The organism is Martinezella lusitana (assembly GCF_014207095.1).
Lineage (GTDB): Bacteria > Pseudomonadota > Alphaproteobacteria > Rhizobiales > Rhizobiaceae > Rhizobium > Rhizobium lusitanum_B.
In genome coordinates this window covers 1-20013 of the sequence record NZ_JACHBG010000021.1, presented here as the reverse complement: position 1 = coordinate 20013, position 20013 = coordinate 1, and the positions used below count along the sequence as shown (strand labels likewise).

Genomic DNA, 20013 nt, shown 5'->3' with positions numbered 1-20013 from the left:
AGTTCCTCTCAGATCAGTACACGCGTGCCTTCGGCTCGATCTTGTGCGGATCGATGCCTTCGGCGATCAGGTCGGTGTGAACGGGACGATAGTCGAGCTTCACGTCGCCGGCCTCGTTGACCCAGGCAAGCGTATGCTTGCGCCAGTTGTCGTCGTCACGGCCGGCAAACTTGCCCTCGGTATAGTCCTCGCGGGCATGCGAGCCACGGCTTTCCTTGCGAGCCTCTGCGCCGTAGATCGTCGTGATGGCATTGGCCATCAGATTGTGCAGCTCGAGCGTCTCGACGAGGTCTGAGTTCCAGATCAGCGAACGGTCGGTGACCTTGATGTCGGGCAGTTCCTTCCAGATCTCCGAAAGGCGGCGGCAGCCGGATTCCAGCGATTCCTGCGTGCGGAACACGGCGGCGTCTTCCTGCATGGCGCGCTGCATCTTCTCGCGCAGCGCTGCCGTCGGCGTCGAGCCGCTGGCGTGACGCAGGCGATCGAAGCGATCCATGATCTTGTCGCAGGCCGCAACGTTGAGCGCCGGAACCGGACCGTCGCGGTCGATGACCTGACCGGCACGGATGGCGGCGGCGCGGCCGAAGACGACAAGGTCGATCAGCGAGTTGGAGCCGAGGCGGTTGGCGCCGTGCACAGAAGCGCAGCCGGCTTCGCCGACGGCCATCAGGCCCGGCAGCACGCGCTCGGGATTGTTGCTGTCGGCGTTCAGCACTTCGCCCCAATAATTCGTCGGAATGCCGCCCATATTGTAGTGAACGGTCGGCAGGACCGGGATCGGGTCGCGGGTCACGTCGACACCGGCGAAAATGCGGGCGCTCTCGGAAATACCGGGAAGGCGCTCGTGCAACACGGCCGGATCGAGATGGTCGAGATGCAGGAAGATGTGGTCCTTGTTCTTGCCGACGCCGCGACCCTCGCGGATCTCCAGCGTCATGCAGCGCGAAACCACGTCGCGCGAGGCAAGGTCCTTCGCCGAAGGAGCATAGCGTTCCATGAAGCGCTCGCCCTCGGAATTGACGAGATAGCCGCCTTCGCCGCGTGCGCCTTCGGTGATCAGGCAGCCCGAGCCGTAAATGCCGGTCGGGTGGAACTGAACGAATTCCATGTCCTGCAAAGGCAGGCCGGCGCGAGCCACCATGCCACCGCCGTCGCCGGTGCAGGTATGGGCAGACGTTGCCGAGAAATAGGCGCGGCCGTAGCCGCCGGTCGCCAGCACCACCATCTTGGCGGCGAAGCGATGGATCGTGCCGTCATCGAGGCACCAGGCGACGACGCCGGTGCAGCGGCTGCCATCGTCGGACATGATCAGGTCGAGCGCGAAATACTCGATGAAGAATTCGGCATTGTTGCGCAGCGACTGGCCATAGAGCGTGTGCAGGATGGCGTGGCCGGTACGGTCGGCGGCAGCGCAGGTGCGCTGCACCGGCGGTCCCTCGCCGTAGTTCTGCATGTGGCCACCGAAGGGGCGCTGATAGATCTTGCCTTCCTCGTTACGCGAGAAGGGCACGCCGTAATGCTCGAGTTCGTAGACGGCCTTCGGCGCTTCCATGACCATGTACTGCATGGCATCGACGTCGCCGAGCCAGTCGGAACCCTTGACGGTGTCATAGAGGTGCCACTGCCAGCTGTCGGGCGTCATGTTGCGCAGCGAAGCGGCAATGCCGCCCTGGGCGGCAACGGTGTGCGAACGGGTCGGGAAGACCTTGGTGATGCAGGCAGTGCGGAAGCCCTGCTCGGCCATGCCGAGAGTGGCACGCAGGCCGGCGCCGCCGGCGCCGACGACGATCACGTCATAGGAGTGATCGACATATTTGTAGGCTTTCCCGTTTTGAGCAGCCCCATTCTGAGCGGATGAGTTCGGTGCCATGATGCATTTATCCTACGAACGCGATCTTCAGAATGGCGAAAAGACAGAGCCCCGCCAGAATGACCGCGAAAAACGTGTTGAGCATGAGAAGGACGATCTTGCCGAATTCGCCGTGGACGTAGTCCTCGATGATGACCTGCATGCCGAGCTTCATGTGAATGATCCCGGAGATCACCATCAGGCCGAAGATGACGGCGACGAGCGGGTTCGACAGCGCGTGCACGACTTCCGCATAGGGCGCGCCGGCGTAGATCATCAGGAAGATGACGAAGAAAATGAAGAGCGGAACGTTAGCGACGGCGGTCAGGCGCTGGCGCCAGAAATGATCGGTGCCTTCCTTGGCGGAACCGAGACCGCGGACTTTGCCCAAAGGGGTGCGCATATCCATGAGAAATATCCTCTAAAGCACAATCCCGAAAGGCATCCCTGCGCTTCCGGAAACGATCATGCCAATTCAACCCAGCCGGATGGCGATGCCGATGACCCAGACCAGTACGGTCAGACAGATCGAGGCGATGATCGTGATCTTGGCCATCTTCGTCGAAACGGCAGGGTCGAAACCATAGCCGAGATCCCAGACGAAATGGCGCATCCCGCCGAGCATGTGATGCAGCAGCGCCCAAGTATAGCCGAACAGGATGATCCGACCGATGATCGAGCCCATGATCCAGTTGACCAGATCGAAATAGCCCTGGCCGGTCGCAGCGGCGATCAGCCACCAGGCAACCAGCACCGTGCCGAAGTAGAGCGCGCCGCCGGTAATACGGTGGACGATCGACATGACCATGGTGGGAATTGGTTTGTAGATTTGCAGATGCGGCGACAAGGGCCGGTTTTGTGTGACGTTCGCCATCAGAACCTCGCGGCGTTACGATACGCTTAGAACCCGGAACTCCGGGGCAACGGGCGCACAGGACGTGCAGTGTGCGTTGCATCATTGCGACCATTAATCGCGGAAATGCCTATCGACAAGCACAATTGATGCCCGCATCGAATTTAATCGATTGGGATCGCTCTGCACTTTAGCGAGTATGCAAAGACGGGCTCCTCATTCCGAGCCGTTTACCATTTCGTCAACCCTGACGTGGACTTCGCACCGCTCTTGGGGCAATCTGCCGTTAAGATTTTATTAACGGATGGAAACGGAGCGAATCATGAGTTCGAATCTTTTCAAGGCAGCAGTGCTCGTTTTGACGGCAGTGGCCACCGTTTCCGCGACCTCGGCGCTTGCAGGCGATTATCGACACTGGCGCCATCACGATCGTTCAGGCCTCGTGCGCTTGCCGCAGCTAGCGCCTTCGCTTGGCTTCAAGCAACAGCAACCGGCCAAAATCGTACTCATGGACAGGCATGAGGCGGCAAGCACCGGCACCTATGCCGGCACGGCGGATGTCTACCGGGCCAATGGCGGGACTTACGTCGTCGGTTATAACGACTATGACCCATATGCACGCCCGGCAGCGCCGCAGCCGAGACCGCGCGCCAAGGTCATCAACGTCCGCCATGCTCCAGACCCATGTTCACATGAAGCTGGTGTCTGCGTGATTCGCCCCTGAGGGCCTCAAGGCCGGATCAGGAAAAATGCGCCGATGTTTCCGTCGGGAACAGCGCAGGGCCTGGATCTCTGACCGCTCTTAATCGGCTAATCGGCGAGAAATTGCCAGACCGTCGTTTTCTTGACTTCGCTGTCCTCCAGCGCCCGCGTGACAGGCACCTGATAGGTCTCCTGCGGCTCCAGGCGATCCTTCGGAAGATAGGCGCGGCCGGGATCGCCGACCAGAACTGCCCTGCCTTCGCTCGCCAGGCCGCGTAACCAGGGAACGAGGCTCGCGGCAAAATCGCGATCGTAGAAAACGTCGCCGGCGAGAATGACGTCCGCCCCGACCAGGCGGCCAATGATGTCTTCTCCGGAAAAATCCACGGCAACGTTGTTTTCGACAGCATTCAGCCGGATCGCCGTACCCGCCCAGGGATCGATATCGACCGCGAGCACATGGCTCGCGCCTGCACGCTTGGCCGCTATCGCGACGAGCCCGGACCCACTGGCGAAATCAAGCACGCTTCTGCCGGCAACACTTTCCGGATGATCGAGGATGTAGCGTGCCAGACCCTGGCCGCCCGCCCAGGCAAAGGCCCAGAAGGGCGGCGGCAGACCGATCTCTTCCAGCTCCTCCTCCGTCTTCAGCCAGAGCTCATGCGCTTCGCTCGCCAGACGCAGCCGGATTTCCGGCACATGCGGCGGCGCCATCAGACTGGTATTGGCGCGGATGAAACTTTCCGGATCGGTTTTCAAAGAATCCTCGAACCGGATCAGACCGGCGGATTGTCCAGACCGCCCATGCGGCAGACTTCGAGCCATTCCTCGTCCGTTACCGGCTGCACCGAAAGCCGCATGGAGGTGACAAGCGCCATCTGCGCGAGCTTCGGATTGGCCTTGACGTCCTTGAGGGATACCGGCTTCGGCATGTCGCGGACAGCGCGGATATCAACACATTCCCAGCGAAGATCGTCCTTGGCGGTCGAATCCGGATGCGCCAGCGCGCAGACTTCGACGATGCCAACAATCTCCAGCCCGTCATTGGAATGATAGAAGAAGCCCTTGTCGCCGATCTGCATGGCCCGCATGTTGTTCCGGGCGAGATAGTTGCGCACGCCGGTCCATTCGGTCCCCTTGTCGCCGGCGTCCGTCTGCTGCTGCCACGACCAGGAGGCCGGCTCGGATTTATAAAGCCAGTGCGCCATGTCTCATGCCTCCGGATTGTTGAAAACCCAGTTGAACGGCTTGATCTCGACGCTCTCGAACAATCCGGCCTTGGTGTAGGGGTCGGCATCCGCGATGGCGACCGCCGCTTCGACGCTATCGGCCTTGACGACCACCAGGCTGCCATTCGGCTTGCCTTCGGTATCGAGGAAAGGACCAGCCATCTTCAGAGTGCCTTCGGCATTGAGCTTGTTCAGATATTCCAAATGCGCCGGGCGCGTCTCCATGCGGACGTTCAGGTAACCGGGCTTGTCCTTGCAGACAAAGGCGAACAGCATGATTGGTCTCCTTCAGATATCCAAAACTATTCCGTGGTGATCGGCCGTGTCATCAATTGCCCGATGGCTGCGGAAATGTCGAGCTTGCCGTCGATGATGGCGGAAACGGCATCGGTGATCGGCATATCGACGCCGAGTTCATGCGCAAGCCGAGCCGCGATCGAGGCAGCATAGGCGCCTTCGACCAGAGTGCCGTGTGCCGGATCGACCGTATCCCCCTCGCCGAGCGCGATACCGAATCTGAGATTGCGGGATTGATGGCTGGTGGCCGTCAGCACGAGATCGCCAAGACCGGACAACCCACGCACCGTTTCCGCCTTGCCGCCCTTGGCCGCGACGAAGCGCGACATCTCGGCAAGACCGCGACTGATGAGCGCCGCACGCGCCGAATCGCCAATGCCGCAGCCTTCGACGATGCCGCAGGCAATGGCGAGGACATTCTTCAGCGCGCCGCCGAGCTGTACGCCGATACGGTCATCCGACGCGTAAAGGCGGAAGGTCGGACCGGAGATCGCCTGCGCGAGCCTTTCGGCAACAGCCATATCGGCAGCGGCGATCGCCATGGCCGTCGGCAGACCCTTGGCGATGTCGGCAGCAAAGCCGGGTCCGGAAAGCACGGCGATGGCATGCTGCGGCAGTTCCCGCTCGAGCATGTCGGTCAAAAGGTCGCCGGAGACCTTGTCGATGCCCTTGGCGCAGGTGACGATGATGGCATCCTTGCCGAGATAAGGGCCGTAATGCCGGGCTGCATCCGCCTGCGCTTGCGAGGGCATGGCGAAGAGGACGATATCGGCACCGGAAATAGAGTCCGCTTCAGCGGAGAATTGCAGCGAATCCGGAAGCTCGATGCCGGGAAGAACCGCATCATGCATGCGATCTGCGGCGAGATCCTTCATCAGTCCGGCATTGCGTCCGACGAGCGTCACGGCGCTGCGGCCTGTGAGTGCGATGACGGCGGCAAGCGCCGTGCCGAAGGCCCCAGCGCCGATGACTGCGATCCGTTCGTTGCCGCTCATGCCTTCGCTCCTCGTTTACCGTGGCCCAGGAGGGTTTCCGCCTTCTGATCCAGTGGCCAGCGCGAACGCGGTTGCACATCGAGATCGTCAGGCGCTGCACCCTTTGCCATGCGCTCGAGCCCCGCCCAGGCGATCATGACGGCATTGTCAGTACACAATCTCAATGGCGGCGCGATGAAACGGAAACCGTTGGCATCACAAAGCTCCTGCAGCGTGCGGCGCAGCTCCAGATTGGCGGCAACGCCACCTGCCACGACAAGCGACGGCTTTTCCTCGGTCTTCGGAAACTCCGTCTTGAAGCGCTGCAGGCCGCGGCCGATCCGGTCCTTCAATGTGCGCGAAATCGCCTTCTGGAAGGAGGCGCAGATGTCGGCGATATCCTGCTCGGTGACGGGCGCAATGGCCGTCGCCGCCTGACGCACTGCTGTCTTGAGCCCGGAGAAGGAAAAATCGAGGCGTGCTTCACCCACCAGCGGCCGCGGGAGATCGAAGCGATCCGGATTGCCGTTTTTCGCAGCAGCCTCCACGGCCGGCCCGCCAGGATAGGGCAGTCCCAGCAGCTTGGCCGTCTTATCGAAGGCTTCGCCCAGCGCATCGTCGATGGTCGTCCCCCAGCGCTCATAGTCTCCGACGCCGCGCACGAGGATAAGCTGCGTGTGGCCGCCGGAAACGAGCAGCATGAGATAAGGAAAAGCAAGTCCATCGGTCAGCCGCGCCGTAAGAGCATGGCCTTCCAGATGGTTAATGGCGTATAATGGTTTGCCTGTGGCGCGCGAGATCGCCTTGCCGGTCATCAACCCGACGAGCAACCCGCCTATGAGGCCGGGGCCGGAGGTGGCGGCAATGGCATCGACGTCTGAGAGCGACACATTGGCGCGTTTCAATGCTTCGTCGATCAGCGTATCGAGCGCCTCGACGTGTGCCCGCGCGGCAATTTCCGGCACAACGCCGCCATAGGCGCTATGTTCGTCCAGCTGGCTGAGGACGACATCGGAACAAACCGTAGGTGTACCGTCATCCCGGCGCTCGACAATGGCCGCAGCGGTTTCGTCGCAGCTTGTTTCGATGCCGAGAATACGAAGAATGGACGTCATGGAGAAAGTTCGTTGCCTACAGGTCGATTGCGGTAAAGCGGAAATATGGTTACGGGAACTGTCGGTAACAACGGATCAAAGCGGATGCAAACAAAACCTTTCCGGATCGGCACGCGGGGCAGCCCGCTGGCCCTCGCCCAGGCCTATGAGGCGCGCGACCGTCTGATGGCGGCACACGGCCTCCCGGAGGAGATGTTTGAAATCGTCGTTCTGACTACCAAGGGCGACCGCATCACCGATCGCGCATTGGCGGCGATCGGTGGCAAGGGCCTGTTCACGGAAGAGCTTGAAGACAGACTGACTTCGGGCGAACTCGACTTCGCCGTCCACTCCGCCAAGGACATGGCAACCAAACTGCCCGAAGGCCTGGCCCTGAACGCCTATCTGCCGCGCGAGGACATTCGCGATTCCGTCATCGGTCGCACCGCACCGAAGTTGATCGATCTGCCGCATGGCGCCACCGTCGGTTCCGCCTCGCTGCGTCGTCAGGCGCTGATCCGTCGTATGCGACCCGATATCAACGTCATCACATTCCGCGGCTCGGTCCAGACGCGCCTTCGCAAGCTGGAAGAGGGACAGGCGGATGCGACGCTGCTCGCCGTTGCCGGCCTGAAGCGGCTCGGCAATGTCGAAGTCATCACCGATATTCTCGATCCGGATGAGTTCCCGCCGGCTCCGGCGCAGGGCGCAATCGCCATCGAAAGCCGCATCGACGATGTCAGGATGAACGATCTGCTTGCTGCGATCAACGACGCGCCGACCTTCGATGCCGTCTCCTGCGAGCGCGCCTTCCTGGCAGCTCTCGACGGTTCCTGCCGCACGCCGATTGCCGGCTATGCAATCTGCGAGGGCGATCATCTGCGCTTCTTCGGCATGATTCTTACTCCCGATGGCAAGCAGGTGCACACGACGACCATCGAGGGCCATCGCCGTGATGCCGAGGCGCTCGGGGTCAATGCAGGCCAGGCAATTCGCGCCGAAGCGGGCAGCACCTTCTTCGAAGATTGGGTCTAGGATCCCATGCGCGTCGTCGTCACCCGCCCTCAACATTCGGGTGAGCGTACCGTCGGGCGATTGACGCGGATGGGCCATGAGGCACATTTGCTGCCGCTGGCCGAACCCGTTCATCATGTCGAAGACGCGAGGCGCGCACTCCTTGAGACCCAAGGCGCCATCGCCGTCACCAGTGCCGAAGCGATTCGAGTGCTGGCGGCTTTGGGGCCTGCTCTTGCCCAGCATCTCGCCCGCCCGATCTTTGCCGTCGGCAAGGCAACGGCAAAGGAAGCGGCCGAACTTGGCTTCACCAATATCACGGCGTCGGAAGGCGGCGGCAACGAACTGGCAGCCCTGATTTCGAGCCATGCCACAGCCAACGGCGGAGCTTTGCTTCTTTATCTGGCGGGCGTTCCCCGCGCCGCCGGTTTCGAGGCGGGATTGACCGGTCTGCGACTGCCCTTCCGCACGGTCGAATGCTACCGGATGCAGAATATTATTCCCGATGACGCCACCCTTAGCCAGCTTTTCGTGGACCGGCCGGCAGATGCGGTGCTGCTCTACTCCCAGCAGACGGCGCAGCGCTTTTTCGGCCTATCCTTCGTACAAAGAAATCAAACCCTGTTCGACGGGATACGTTTCCTCTGCCTGAGTGAAGCCATCGCCGAAGCGATTCCCGTTGCTCTGCACCGACATGTCGACATTGCTGGCACGCCGGATGAAGACCGACTTCTGGCGCTCCTTGTCGCAGAGTAAGGCCGCAATTTTGATCTAAGGTCTTTCCATAATCGCCTTGTCTGTCTAACTTCGTTGCAGCGCATGAAAAGAGGACCTCATGGTACCGGGAAAACCGCCTAACCATTCGAAGCCCAAAGACGAGCCGGTCACGATCGACCTGGAAGCCGAAAAAACTGCGCAGGACGCAGCGCCCGAGGAATTGACGGAGCGCGGCCACGTCGACCCCGGTTCTTCCTCCGCCAATGAAGTGGAGATGCCGCTGGAAGCGGAGAAGGAACCATTACCGGGGAGAGATCGGGAGCGCGTGTTCGGCCCGCTCCCCGAAGAACCGAAAGCCGCTGAAGAACAGAAGCCCAATCCGGCGCCGCCTCGTCCTGAGCAGCCGAGACGGGAGGGAGCGACCTCCGGCCTGATCGCCGCCGGGATTGTCGGCGGCCTCATCGCCCTCGTTTGCGCAGGCGCGATCCAATATGCCGGCCTGTTGCCGGGCCGAGGCGCGACCAAGGACCATTCCGCCGATATCGTCGCGCTCAACGCCGAAATCGACGAGCTGAAGCAAAGCATCGCCAAGCTTGCCGCAGCCCCCGCCGCGAAACCGGACAACGCACTCGCGGCCCGTGTTGCCGCACTCGAAACATCGGCCGCCAACAGTACGCCAGGCGAATCGACTGGCGCTACGAGTGCCGATGCCGATCAAAAAATCGCCTCGCTGACAGCCGAGGTCGGTCAATTGAAAGCTGATCTCGGCAAGGCGACTCAAAGTCAGGCGACATCGGAGGCCGAGGTCAGCAAACGCCTCGATGACGCCGAGAAGAAACTGAGCGGTCCCAACCAGGAAAGCGCGGTTGCCCGCGCCATTGCGGCAGCCGCACTAAAGGCCGCCATTGATCGCGGCGGCCCCTTTCGACCCGAACTCGATACGTTCGCCAATGTTGCGTCGGACGACCCTGCCGTCGCCGCTCTCAAGAATTTCGCCCAGACAGGCGTTCCCTCGCGCGCCGACCTTATCCGTCAGGTGACCGATGTCGCCACCGCCATCGTCGCCACCACGCAAAACAACGACCCGAACCAGAGCTGGACCGATCGATTGATGTCGGGTGCGAAATCCCTGGTGCAGGTACGCCCCGTCGGCAATGTTCCGGGCGACGGCGTCGATGCGATCGCCGCACGCTTCGAAGACAAGGTGAAAAATGGCGATCTGCCTGGCGCGGTCAACGAATGGAACAGCCTGCCAGAGACGGCCAAATCCGCCTCCGCCGCCTTCAAGCAGTCGCTGGAAGCCCGCATCCGTGTCGAGGATCTGGTGAGCGATGCGCTGTCGAAGGCAATCGCCAATACCGGGAAACAGAATTAGAGCATGATGCCGAAAAGTGTGATCGGTTTTCGGACAACATCATGCTCTACCTATTTGGTTTTAGAGCGGATTCTGATTTTAGGTCGCTTCGATCTAAAATCATCCGGCTCTAATGACGGAGCGCAGCAATGATCAGACTGCTTATCTTCGCCATTCTCGTCCTGGCTCTCGGCTATGGCTTCTCGTGGCTGGCGGATCGCCCGGGCGATCTTTCGCTGGTCTGGGAAGGCCAGCTCTATCAGACCAGGCTGATCGTGGCCGCGGCAATCCTCATCGCCTTGATCGCTGCCGTCATGATCGTGTGGTGGTTCGTCCGGCTGATCTGGACCTCGCCGCATTCCGTGACCCGCTACTTCCGCGCCCGCAAGCGTGACCGAGGCTATCAGGCTCTGTCGACCGGGTTGATTGCCGCCGGTGCCGGCAACGCCCTGCTTGCTCGCAAGATGGCGGCACGTACGCGCGGCCTCATCCGCGCCGACCAGGAACCGCTCATCAATCTGCTTGAGGCCCAAGCCGCCCTCATCGAGGGCAAGAACGACGAGGCACGCCAGAAATTCGAGCTGATGGCCAACGATCCCGAAACGCGCGAGCTCGGCTTGCGTGGGCTCTATCTCGAAGCCAAGCGCCTCGGCGCGCACGAAGCCGCGCAGCAATATGCCGAGAAGGCTGCCGATCAGGCGCCATACCTGCCCTGGGCCGCGCAGGCAACGCTGGAGTACCGCAGCCAGGCCGGCCGCTGGGATGATGCCATCAAGCTTCTCGACCAGCAGAAGGTCGCCCACGTCGTCGACAAGACGACGGCCAACCGCCAGCGCGCCGTGCTGTTGACGGCCCGCGCCAATGACAGGCTGGAGAGCGACCCGACAGGCGCCCGCGACGATGCGCTGGCTGCATTGAAGCTTGCGGCCGATTTCGTGCCGGCCGCCTTGATCGCTGCCAAGGCCCTGTTCCGCGAGGACAAAGTGCGCAAGGCCGCATCCATGCTCGAACAAGTCTGGAAGGCACATCCGCACCCTGAAATTGGTAAGGCCTATGTGCGTGCTCGCAGCGGCGATTCCGTCACCGACCGCCTGAAGCGTGCCGAACGGCTGGAGGCCATCCGTCCCAACAATGTCGAAGCCCTGCTTTTGACGGCCAAAGCGGCGCTGGATGCCGGCGATTTCAGCAAGGCCCGTAACAAGGCCGAAGCAGCCGCAAGGATTGATGCCCGCGAAGGCGCCTTTCTGCTTCTCGCAGACATCGAGGAAGCCGAAACCGGCGATCAGGGCCGTGTCCGGCATTGGATGGCGCAGGCGCTGCGTGCTCCGCGCGATCCCGCCTGGGTCGCCGACGGCTTCGTTTCGGAAAGATGGTTGCCGCTATCGCCCGTGACGGGCCGCCTCGACGCCTTCGAATGGAAAGCACCCTTCGGCCAGATCGAAGGCCCGGTGGAAGAGGGAACGGCCGTATCCGTCGATGCGATTCTGAAATCGCTGCCGCCGGTACGCGCGCCCGTCTCCGCAACCGCGCCGGAGACGCCGGCTTCACCGAAAGTTGCAGCGACGCCATCCGATACCTATGTCATGGAATTGGAGCCGGCTGCGGCAAAGCCCAAGCCGAGCGCATCGGCCGCAGCGGCGCAAGGGGAGCCCGAACCACGGCCCTTCTTCGGTGGCGCCCCGGATGATCCGGGCGTAAAAGATCGCAAGCTTGAACCGGAACCCAAGACACGGCTCAAGTTGTTCTAGACTACGTCCGGCAAGACCGCGCTGCGGTTTTGCTGGAAATGCGCATGTAAACGAAGAGATCGGGCATGGTGACCCAAGACCCCTGCTCTGCTCGCATTAAGAACGGATACGGATGTTTGAACGATTTCAGGAATTTCTTCATAACCTGACCCAGGACCACCCGAAATCCGGCTTTGCACCCGACGATCCGCGTGTTGCGGTAGCGGCGCTCTGTATCCAGGTCATGGAGGCCGACGGCAAGATCGAGAACAGCGAGAAGAAGAGGCTGCGCAAGCTTCTGAAGGACCAATACGGCCTTGCGGGCCGCCAGCTCGACGCGCTGATCGCCGCCGGCGAAGAGGCCGAGAGCGAAGCGGTCGACTACTATCGCTTCACCTCGGATCTGAAGCGTCATCTCGATAGCGCGCAACGGCTTGAGCTGCTCGGCATCCTCTGGGATATCGTCTATGCCGACGGCGAACGCAGCGAAATGGAAGACCACGCGATCTGGCGAATTGCCGACCTCATGGGCATTTCCGACCGCGAACGCATCATGAAGCGCCAGGAGGCGGCGGCTCGCGCACCCGGCATCAGGGTGGAGACCGGCAATGATGATTGAAGCGCCGAAGCGCACCGGGCGTCCCATATTGATCGTGCTCCATCAGGAGCGTTCAAGCCCCGGTCGCGTCGGCCAGATGCTTCTCGAAAAGGGCTATGACCTCGATATCCGCCGCCCTGTGCTCGGCGACCGCCTGCCCTCGACGCTTTCGGCCCATGGCGGCGCGGTGATTTTTGGCGGTCCGATGAGCGCCAACGATCCCGATGATTTCGTCAAGGCCGAGATCGAATGGCTGAAGGTGCCGCTCAAGGAAAACCGCCCCTATCTCGGCATCTGCCTGGGAGCGCAGATGCTCGCCCGCCATCTCGGCGCCAAGGTGAAGGCGCGCGACGACGGCAAGACCGAGATCGGCTGGTATGCGCTGAACCCCACTGAAAAGGGCCGGCTGCTGATGCGCTGGCCGCAAATGGTCTACCATTTCCATCGTGAGGGCTTCGATCTGCCCCATGGCGCCGAGTTGCTGGCGACGGCGGAGACCTATCCCAACCAGGCCTATCGCTACGGCGCCAATGCCTGGGGCCTGCAATTCCACGCCGAACTCACGCGCGCCATGATGCAGCGCTGGGTCGTGCATGGCGAACACCGCTTCTGCATGCCGAACGCCCAGCAAGGCCGCGAACATCTTGAGGGACGCATGATCTTCGACGCCGCGCTCAAGGCATGGCTATCGGAGTTCCTCGATCTGGTTTTCGAGGGCAAACAAGCGATGGCTGCCTGAAATGCCAGAGCTGTCGGTCGCGCCGACTGCCTAATCGAGTCACGGATCACGGCAGGGATCGATCTGCCTACGCCGCCATCCCCAGCGCTCAGGCCGACTGCGGTTCGCCATCGCGATCCGGCGCGTTTAAACTGTCGATCTGGCGAAGCTGCGGGAAGCCGGTCGCCCAAAGAAACGCAACCGTAAGCGTGCCGAGACCACCGACGACCACGGCAGGGATCGCGCCGAAATAATGCGCCATGATGCCGGCGCGGAATTCGCCGAGTTCGTTCGATGCCCCGACGAAGACCATGTTGACGGCGTTGACGCGGCCACGGACGTGATCCGGCGTCCAGAGCGTGATCAGCGTTTCGCGCACATAGACCGAGATCAGGTCGGATGCACCCATGAGGGCAAGGGCTGCTATCGACAGCCACGGCGTATGCGAGATACCGAAGACCAGCGTTCCCACGCCGAACATGGCAACACCCGCGAACATGCAGATGCCGGCACGATTGCGGATGGGATAGGTCGCCAGAAACACGCCCATGGCGATGGCGCCGAAGCTTGGCGCGGCGCGCAGCATGCCGAGACCCCAGGGTCCGAGCGTCAGGATATCGCGCGCATAGACGGGCATCAGCGCGACGGCACCGCCGAGCAATACGGCGAAAAGATCGAGCGAGACCGCGCCGAGCACCACCTTTTCCGACCAGATGAAGCGAAAGCCGGCAAGCATTTCGCTCAGGCTGCGCTTCTCATGGGCAACCCGTTGCTGCGGCTTCGGGATGAGGAAGGTCAGCACCGAGCCGGACGCAAAGAAAAGCACGGCCACGGTGTAAGCAACGCTGGGGCCAACGCCGTAAAGCAAGCCGCCCGCTACCGGGCCGAGGATGGCGGCTGCATCCCATGACATCGAATTCCAGGTGATGGCATTCGTCAGGTCTTCGGGCGGGATAAGATTGGGCGCCAGCGATTGCATCGCCGGCGTCATGAATGCGCGCTCGACACCGAAAACCACGAGAATCATGAACACGAGAAGCGGCGCAAAACTGCCCGAGACGGTAAGAAACAGCAGCGCCGCCGCGCAGAGAGTGCCGACAAAAATGCAGATCGCTGCAATCAGGCGCCTGTTGTAGCGATCCGCAGCCGTGCCCGTCACCAGAATGAGCAGGAGCGATGGCAGGAACTGCACCAGACCGATCAGACCGAGATAGAGCGGCTGGCCCGTGTGCTCGTACATCTGCCAGCCGACCGAGACGCTGACGACCTGGGTGGCAAATGCGGTGAGGAAGCGCGCGAAAAAGAAATAGGCATAGGCGATATGCCTGAAGGCGGCAAACCGGTCTCCGCTGGCAGCGAACGACATGGAGTAGGACTTTCCAAGCGGACATCCAGCGCAAAAGCGGCTGCCCGCCATTTAAACATGATTCAACACGCTTCGGAGCATGGGGCTTGCTCGTTTAGTCGCCAATGTCTACATGTCTGTCAACCGCGAAATGGAGACGGAAATGATCGCCTTATTTCAAACCATTGATCTGGCTTTGAATCTTTATACTTGGGTGCTGATCGCCAGCGCCATCTTTTCCTGGCTCTATGCTTTCAACGTCATCAATTCGAGCAATCAGTTCGTCAACTCCGTCGGCAGCTTCCTGTATGCGGTCACCGAACCGGCTCTGCGCCCTATCCGCCGCATCCTGCCCGATCTCGGCGGCATCGACATCTCGCCCGTCATCCTGCTGCTGCTGATCTTCTTCATCCGCTCGCTGATGTGGAACTCGCTGGTTCCGCTGTTCCTGCGGTGAGCCGGCCCTGGCAGGCCTCTTCGGATCACCTGCGGCTATCCGTGCGTCTCACGCCCAATGGCGGGCGTGACGCGATCGACGGCGTCGAAACGGGCAGCGACGGCGAAAGCTACCTGAAGGCGCGCGTCTCCGTCGCGCCGGAAAAGGGCAAGGCCAACAAGGCGCTGATTGCGCTGCTTGCCAAGAGCCTCGGCATCCCCAAATCCTCGCTTACATTGCTCAACGGTGAAACCGCGCGTAAAAAAATCCTCCGGATCGAGGGCGAACCGGAGGATCTAGTGGTGAAATTAACCGCTATCGCGAAGGGCTGAATATCAGGCCTTTGCCTTCTTGGCGCGCTCGATAGCTTCGAGGATGAGTTCGCCAGCTTCCTTGGAGCCGCCCCAGCCAAAGATCTTGACCCATTTGCCGGGCTCCAGATCCTTGTAGTGCTCGAAGAAGTGCTCGATCTGCTTCAGTGTGATTTCGGGAAGGTCGGTATGTTCCTTGACCTTCTCGTAACGCAGCGTCAGCTTCGGCGACGGGACAGCGATGATCTTTTCATCCTTGCCGGAATTGTCTTCCATCTTCAGCACGCCGATCGGGCGAACGTTGATGACGCAGCCGGGAACGAGCGGACGCGTGCTGGCGATCAGCACGTCGATCGGGTCGCCGTCTTCGGAGAGCGTGTGAGGAACGAAGCCGTAATTGCCCGGGTAGGTCATCGGCGTGTAGAGGAAACGGTCGACGACCAGCGTGCCGGCCTCTTTGTCCATTTCATACTTGATCGGATGACCGCCGACCGGCACTTCAACGATGACGTTGATGTCTTCGGGCGGGTTCTTGCCAATGGAAATCGCGTCGATACGCATACATGTCCCCTAATAAGGATGGTTGCCGCCCGCCAAATAATAGGATTCATGCCGCAACGCAACAACGCATCGGAAAACCGGCTGATTTAGTTGGCGCTTAAGGCCAGACGAAGCCGATCTTCTTCAGCTGTCTGTGGTCGAAAGTTTCGATGCCTTCGCAGAAATCAACGCCGCCCTGACTGCGATAGAAGCGATCCGCGTTTTCGTTTTCCTCGAGGCACCAGACGACCAGTCCCTTGCAGCCGAGCGACTTCAAAAGCCGGCGTGCTTCGCCGAACAGCATGCGCCCAAGGCCCAGACCCTGATATTGCGGACGCAGATAGAGTTCGTAGATTTCGCCCTCCTGCGGAAGAGCCCGAGCCCGGTTGAGCCCAAGCGTGGCATAGCCTGCGATCTCGCCGGCCACATCGAGGACCAGAAGCGTGGCCGGGCCGCTAGTCGCCTTGCGCCACCAGCCCTCGCCGCGGCGCTCGATCATCTGCCCGAGAGCACGATGCGGAATGATGCCGGCATAGGTGTACTGCCACGCCTGGCGGTGCACCTCCGAAATGGCTCGGGCATCATGGGGTTCTGCCCGCCGAACATCAATCGACAACGTCTTCATAACGTCTACTCTGGTCTTGCGAACGCGAATTAACCATCCTCATTCATAAAGATGGCGAACTTGCCCACAGGCTTTATCCGTGGATCATCAACAAAAATTAACGACTTTTTAACCTTTAGGACAAGGGCTCAAAAACCGAACACACAAATAAAAACCCCGGCACGATGGCCGGGGTCTCATGATTCCAGGCTGTTTGGCTATCAGGCCAGACGGGCCTTCTCGAAGCGCTTGCGCTCGTTGGGATCCAGATACATCTTGCGAAGACGGATCGACTTCGGCGTGACTTCGACCAGTTCATCGTCCTGGATCCAGGACAGAGCACGGTCGAGCGTCATACGGATCGGCGGCGTCAGCTTCACGGCTTCGTCCTTGCCGGCGGCGCGGATGTTGGTGAGCTTCTTGCCCTTCAGCACGTTGACTTCAAGGTCGTTGTCGCGGGAGTGGATGCCGATGATCATGCCGGCATAGACCTTCTCGCCGGCGTCGATGATCATCGGGCCGCGGTCTTCCAGGTTGAACAGGGCGTAGGCCACGGCTTCGCCGGCTTCGTTGGCGAGCAGCACGCCGTTCACACGGCCGCCGATTTCGCCCTTGTACGGCTGGTAGTCATGGAACAGACGGTTCATGACGGCGGTGCCGCGCGTATCGGTCAGAAGTTCCGACTGATAGCCGATAAGGCCGCGAGTCGGAGCCAGGAAGACGAGGCGAACACGATTGCCGCCCGAAGGACGCAGCTCGGACATTTCAGCCTTACGCTCGGACATCTTCTGCACGACGATGCCGGAATGCTCTTCATCGACGTCGATGACGACTTCTTCGATCGGCTCGAGAACCTGGCCGCTCTCGTCCTTGTGCATGACGACGCGCGGACGCGACACGGCAAGCTCGAAGCCTTCGCGGCGCATGGTTTCGATCAGAACGGCGAGCTGCAATTCGCCACGGCCGGAAACGTAGAACGAATCCTTGCCTTCGGCTTCTTCGATCTTCAGCGCGACGTTGCCTTCGGCCTCCTTGAAGAGACGATCGCGGATGACGCGCGAGGTGACCTTGTCGCCTTCGGTACCCGCATAGGGGCTGTCGTTGACGATGAAGGACATGGTGACTGTGGGAGGGTCGATCGGCTGTGCGACCAGCGGCTCGGAGACCTGCGGATCGCAGAAGGTGTCGGCGACGGTGCCCTTGGAAAGGCCGGCGATAGCAACGATGTCACCTGCCTGCGCTTCTTCGATCGGCTGGCGCTCGATGCCGCGGAAGGCGAGGATCTTCGAGATACGGCCGGTTTCGATGAGGTTGCCGTCGGCACCGAGAACCTTGACGGCCTGGTTCGGCTTGATCGAACCGGAATGGATGCGGCCGGTGATGATGCGGCCGAGGAAGGGGTTGGCTTCCAGGATCGTGCCGATCATGCGGAACGGGCCTTCGCCAACGGTCGGCTCCGGAACGTGCTTGACGACGAGATCAAGAAGCGGGCCAAGGCCTTCGTCCTTTGGGCCATCGGGCGAGTAGTTCATCCAGCCATTACGGCCGGAACCGTAAAGGATCGGGAAGTCGAGCTGCTCGTCGGTGGCGTCGAGGTTGGCGAAAAGATCGAAGACTTCGTTGATGACTTCGTCGGCGCGGGCGTCCGGACGGTCGATCTTGTTGATCGCAACGATCGGACGCAGGCCGACCTTCAGCGCCTTGCCGACGACGAACTTGGTCTGCGGCATCGGGCCTTCAGCAGCGTCGACGAGAACGATCGCGCCATCCACCATCGAAAGAATACGCTCGACTTCGCCGCCGAAGTCGGCGTGGCCGGGGGTGTCGACGATGTTGATGCGGGTATCTTTCCAGACGACCGAGGTCGCCTTAGCCAGAATGGTGATGCCGCGTTCCTTTTCGAGGTCGTTCGAGTCCATGACGCGTTCGGCAACGCGCTGGTTCTCGCGGAAGGAGCCGGACTGCTTCAGAAGCTCGTCGACGAGGGTGGTTTTCCCATGGTCAACGTGCGCGATGATCGCGATGTTGCGAAGTGCCATATGTCTTAATCTCTGAGGCTGGGGCGCAGTGTCTAGTAAACACGCCAATTGCATTTGGCGCGCTCATACCCTTTTTTTCGCGAATGCGAAAGGGGGGAGGCAAGAAAGCAGCCGAAAGCCAGCTTTTCGTGCCTCACGAGCGCATCAACCTCGCAATTATAGTGAGGGTTCTCAGTTCTCCCTGCCGCCAAAATCAAAGGCTGCGCCCGCCTTCTTTAGGACCACGCCATCCGTCAAGCGGCGCGCTTCAGCAGCCAAGCGTCATGATTCACCAGGAAAACCTTGAGGCGATCCGCATAGTCGTGCGTCACCGCATCCCGCACGCTTTGCCGTAAAGCCAATTCCGCGCGCCATGCCGCGACACGTCGCAGCCCATCGAAAACGCCAGTCGGTGTGATCGTATCGAACACGTCAAAATAACGGAAGATCGGCGCAAAGACCGCATCGACCAGGCTGAACGCCGCGCCGGCGAAAAACGGAGCATCCTTCAACTCCGTCTCGACACGAGCGAACTTATCGGCCAGCGCTTTCCGCTTGGCCTCATAGGTTTCCTCATCCTTGGCGGTCTCAAATCCCCACAGGTCCGAAAGGATGGAAGAACCGAACTCCATCCAGCCACGATGCCGGGCCCGCGCCAACGGATCGGCCGGATGGAGCCGCAGCCCTGGCTGGGTTTCCTCAAGATACTCACAGATCACGGCGCTCTCGAACAGAACCGTTTCAACCCCATCATTCTGCCGCACGATCAGAAGCGGCACTTTGCCGAGCGGAGAAATGGCCAGAAACCAATCCGGCTTCGCCGACAGATCGACATAGCGGATCTCGAATGGCGCCCCCTTCTCAGCAAGCGTGATGGCGGCTCGCTGGACGTAGGGGCAAAGGTGATGGCTGACGAGAACCAGTTTCGTATCGGGCATAATCGCATCTCCGGAAGTTTTCGCTCAATATAGATGTAATTACATCTATATCCGCGCTTGCCAGTCCCGTCAATATAGATGTAATTGCATCCATGTCCGATTATTCAGATGCCAAAATCCCACGGCCTTCGCCCGCGATCACGCGAGCGTGGATAGGCCTGATGCGCACTCAGCAAGTCGTCCTCGCCGCGATCGAGCAGGACTTCAAGGCGGCGGAGCTGCCACCACTTGGCTGGTATGACGTGCTGTGGGAGTTGGCGCAGGCCACGGCCGGAAAGTTGCGACCCTATGAGATCGAGGAGCGCACGCTTCTCGCCCAGCATAACCTGTCTCGCCTTCTCGACCGGATGGAAAAGGCTGGCCTCGTTTACCGCGAAGTATTTTCCGACGACGGCCGAGGCCGCTGGGTCATCATCACCGAAGCGGGGAGCGCCATGCGCAGCCGCATGTGGGCAGTCTATGCCCCGGCACTTCAACGCCACTTGGGCGACAAGCTGGATGATGCACAAGCTGATCAGCTGGCCGGGCTGTTAGCCATGCTGTCGCGCAAGCCCTGATCGGGCGGGCAAATCAATCCGCAACGAGCGTTGCTAAAAAGCGTTAGAGCGTTTCATGTTTTGACGGAAGCGTAGCCTGCGTTTGAGAAGTAGTTGGCGCACTCTTCTGGCTTGATGGTGTTGGCGAGTATGCCCAGA

23 protein-coding genes are annotated in these 20013 nt (G+C 60.9%); 10 read left to right on the top strand and 13 right to left on the bottom strand.

What is annotated here, in order from left to right; all coding sequences use genetic code 11:
• Positions 1–13: 13 nt before the first annotated feature.
• The 3 genes from sdhA to sdhC form a co-directional block, all read right to left on the bottom strand.
• The gene (sdhA, locus tag GGD46_RS27250) at positions 14–1870 is read right to left on the bottom strand and encodes a succinate dehydrogenase flavoprotein subunit (RefSeq protein ID WP_184709754.1); all 1857 of its coding nucleotides are present in this window, start codon (positions 1868–1870) and stop codon (positions 14–16) included.
• A 7-nt stretch (positions 1871–1877) separates the two neighbouring features.
• On the bottom strand, positions 1878–2258 hold the full coding sequence (gene sdhD / locus GGD46_RS27245) for a succinate dehydrogenase, hydrophobic membrane anchor protein (protein ID WP_184709753.1): 381 nt from the start codon (positions 2256–2258) through the stop codon (positions 1878–1880).
• A 66-nt stretch (positions 2259–2324) separates the two neighbouring features.
• Positions 2325–2723, bottom strand: coding sequence for a succinate dehydrogenase, cytochrome b556 subunit (gene sdhC, locus GGD46_RS27240; protein ID WP_184709750.1), 399 nt, complete (start codon positions 2721–2723; stop codon positions 2325–2327).
• A 301-nt stretch (positions 2724–3024) separates the two neighbouring features.
• On the opposite strand from sdhC, the gene GGD46_RS27235 reads away from it, so the two are divergent.
• Positions 3025–3426, top strand: a complete 402-nt coding sequence (locus tag GGD46_RS27235; protein ID WP_184709748.1) for a hypothetical protein — start codon at positions 3025–3027, stop codon at positions 3424–3426.
• A gap of 86 nt (positions 3427–3512) precedes the next feature.
• On the opposite strand, the gene GGD46_RS27230 is transcribed toward GGD46_RS27235, so the two are convergent.
• Genes GGD46_RS27230 through tsaD form a run of 5 tightly spaced genes read right to left on the bottom strand, consistent with a single transcriptional unit; the run spans position 3513 to position 7019 of the window.
• Complete coding sequence (locus GGD46_RS27230; RefSeq protein ID WP_184709745.1) at positions 3513–4229, bottom strand: methyltransferase; 717 nt, start codon at positions 4227–4229, stop codon at positions 3513–3515.
• Complete coding sequence (locus tag GGD46_RS27225) at positions 4181–4612, bottom strand: EVE domain-containing protein (protein WP_184709743.1); 432 nt, start codon at positions 4610–4612, stop codon at positions 4181–4183. The genes GGD46_RS27230 and GGD46_RS27225 overlap by 49 nt, the downstream gene beginning before the upstream one ends.
• A 3-nt stretch (positions 4613–4615) precedes the next feature.
• The gene (locus tag GGD46_RS27220) at positions 4616–4909 is read right to left on the bottom strand and encodes a YciI-like protein (RefSeq protein ID WP_184709741.1); all 294 of its coding nucleotides are present in this window, start codon (positions 4907–4909) and stop codon (positions 4616–4618) included.
• 26 nt (positions 4910–4935) lie between these two features.
• On the bottom strand, positions 4936–5925 hold the full coding sequence (locus GGD46_RS27215) for an NAD(P)H-dependent glycerol-3-phosphate dehydrogenase (protein ID WP_184709739.1): 990 nt from the start codon (positions 5923–5925) through the stop codon (positions 4936–4938).
• A complete protein-coding gene (gene tsaD / locus GGD46_RS27210) occupies positions 5922–7019 on the bottom strand; it encodes a tRNA (adenosine(37)-N6)-threonylcarbamoyltransferase complex transferase subunit TsaD (protein WP_184709737.1) in 1098 nt (365 codons plus the stop codon). The genes GGD46_RS27215 and tsaD overlap by 4 nt, the downstream gene beginning before the upstream one ends.
• Positions 7020–7103: 84 nt before the next feature.
• Between tsaD and hemC the strand changes: the two genes are divergently transcribed.
• The 6 genes from hemC to GGD46_RS27180 all read left to right on the top strand — a co-directional run bounded on the left by hemC (position 7104) and on the right by GGD46_RS27180 (position 13147).
• Positions 7104–8033, top strand: coding sequence for a hydroxymethylbilane synthase (hemC, locus tag GGD46_RS27205; protein ID WP_184709735.1), 930 nt, complete (start codon positions 7104–7106; stop codon positions 8031–8033).
• A 6-nt stretch (positions 8034–8039) separates the two neighbouring features.
• Positions 8040–8768, top strand: coding sequence for a uroporphyrinogen-III synthase (locus GGD46_RS27200; RefSeq protein WP_184709733.1), 729 nt, complete (start codon positions 8040–8042; stop codon positions 8766–8768).
• 79 nt (positions 8769–8847) lie between these two features.
• Entirely contained in the window at positions 8848–10104 is a 1257-nt protein-coding gene (locus tag GGD46_RS27195; RefSeq protein WP_184709731.1) for a COG4223 family protein, read from the top strand.
• Positions 10105–10232: 128 nt separating this feature from the next.
• Positions 10233–11831 (top strand): heme biosynthesis protein HemY, encoded by a 1599-nt coding sequence (locus tag GGD46_RS27190; RefSeq protein WP_184709729.1) that lies wholly within the window; start codon positions 10233–10235, stop codon positions 11829–11831.
• 112 nt (positions 11832–11943) lie between these two features.
• Positions 11944–12429 (top strand): TerB family tellurite resistance protein, encoded by a 486-nt coding sequence (locus GGD46_RS27185; RefSeq protein ID WP_184709728.1) that lies wholly within the window; start codon positions 11944–11946, stop codon positions 12427–12429.
• Entirely contained in the window at positions 12422–13147 is a 726-nt protein-coding gene (locus GGD46_RS27180; protein WP_184709864.1) for a glutamine amidotransferase, read from the top strand. The genes GGD46_RS27185 and GGD46_RS27180 overlap by 8 nt, the downstream gene beginning before the upstream one ends.
• 88 nt (positions 13148–13235) lie before the next feature.
• Here the strand turns inward: GGD46_RS27180 and GGD46_RS27175 are convergent, their stop codons facing one another.
• Positions 13236–14492 carry an MFS transporter gene (locus tag GGD46_RS27175; protein ID WP_184709726.1) on the bottom strand — a complete coding sequence of 419 codons (1257 nt, stop codon included), beginning with the start codon at positions 14490–14492 and terminating at the stop codon, positions 13236–13238.
• A 112-nt stretch (positions 14493–14604) separates the two neighbouring features.
• Here GGD46_RS27175 and GGD46_RS27170 point away from each other — a divergent pair, with 112 nt between their 5' ends.
• Together GGD46_RS27170 and GGD46_RS27165 are read left to right on the top strand one after the other, a co-directional pair.
• Entirely contained in the window at positions 14605–14928 is a 324-nt protein-coding gene (locus tag GGD46_RS27170; RefSeq protein ID WP_184709724.1) for a YggT family protein, read from the top strand.
• Entirely contained in the window at positions 14925–15239 is a 315-nt protein-coding gene (locus GGD46_RS27165; RefSeq protein ID WP_184709722.1) for a DUF167 domain-containing protein, read from the top strand. The genes GGD46_RS27170 and GGD46_RS27165 overlap by 4 nt, the downstream gene beginning before the upstream one ends.
• Positions 15240–15242: 3 nt before the next feature.
• Here the strand turns inward: GGD46_RS27165 and ppa are convergent, their stop codons facing one another.
• From ppa to GGD46_RS27145, 4 genes are all read right to left on the bottom strand, one after another.
• On the bottom strand, positions 15243–15779 hold the full coding sequence (gene ppa, locus GGD46_RS27160; RefSeq protein WP_184709720.1) for an inorganic diphosphatase: 537 nt from the start codon (positions 15777–15779) through the stop codon (positions 15243–15245).
• 97 nt (positions 15780–15876) lie between these two features.
• Entirely contained in the window at positions 15877–16383 is a 507-nt protein-coding gene (locus GGD46_RS27155; RefSeq protein WP_184709718.1) for a GNAT family N-acetyltransferase, read from the bottom strand.
• A gap of 200 nt (positions 16384–16583) precedes the next feature.
• Positions 16584–18401, bottom strand: coding sequence for a translational GTPase TypA (gene typA / locus GGD46_RS27150; RefSeq protein ID WP_184709716.1), 1818 nt, complete (start codon positions 18399–18401; stop codon positions 16584–16586).
• Positions 18402–18634: 233 nt separating this feature from the next.
• Positions 18635–19318 (bottom strand): glutathione S-transferase family protein, encoded by a 684-nt coding sequence (locus tag GGD46_RS27145; protein ID WP_184709713.1) that lies wholly within the window; start codon positions 19316–19318, stop codon positions 18635–18637.
• Positions 19319–19410: 92 nt separating this feature from the next.
• On the opposite strand from GGD46_RS27145, the gene GGD46_RS27140 reads away from it, so the two are divergent.
• Positions 19411–19875: a MarR family winged helix-turn-helix transcriptional regulator gene (locus tag GGD46_RS27140; protein WP_184709711.1), complete on the top strand. Its 465-nt coding sequence runs from the start codon at positions 19411–19413 to the stop codon at positions 19873–19875.
• Positions 19876–20013: the final 138 nt, after the last annotated feature.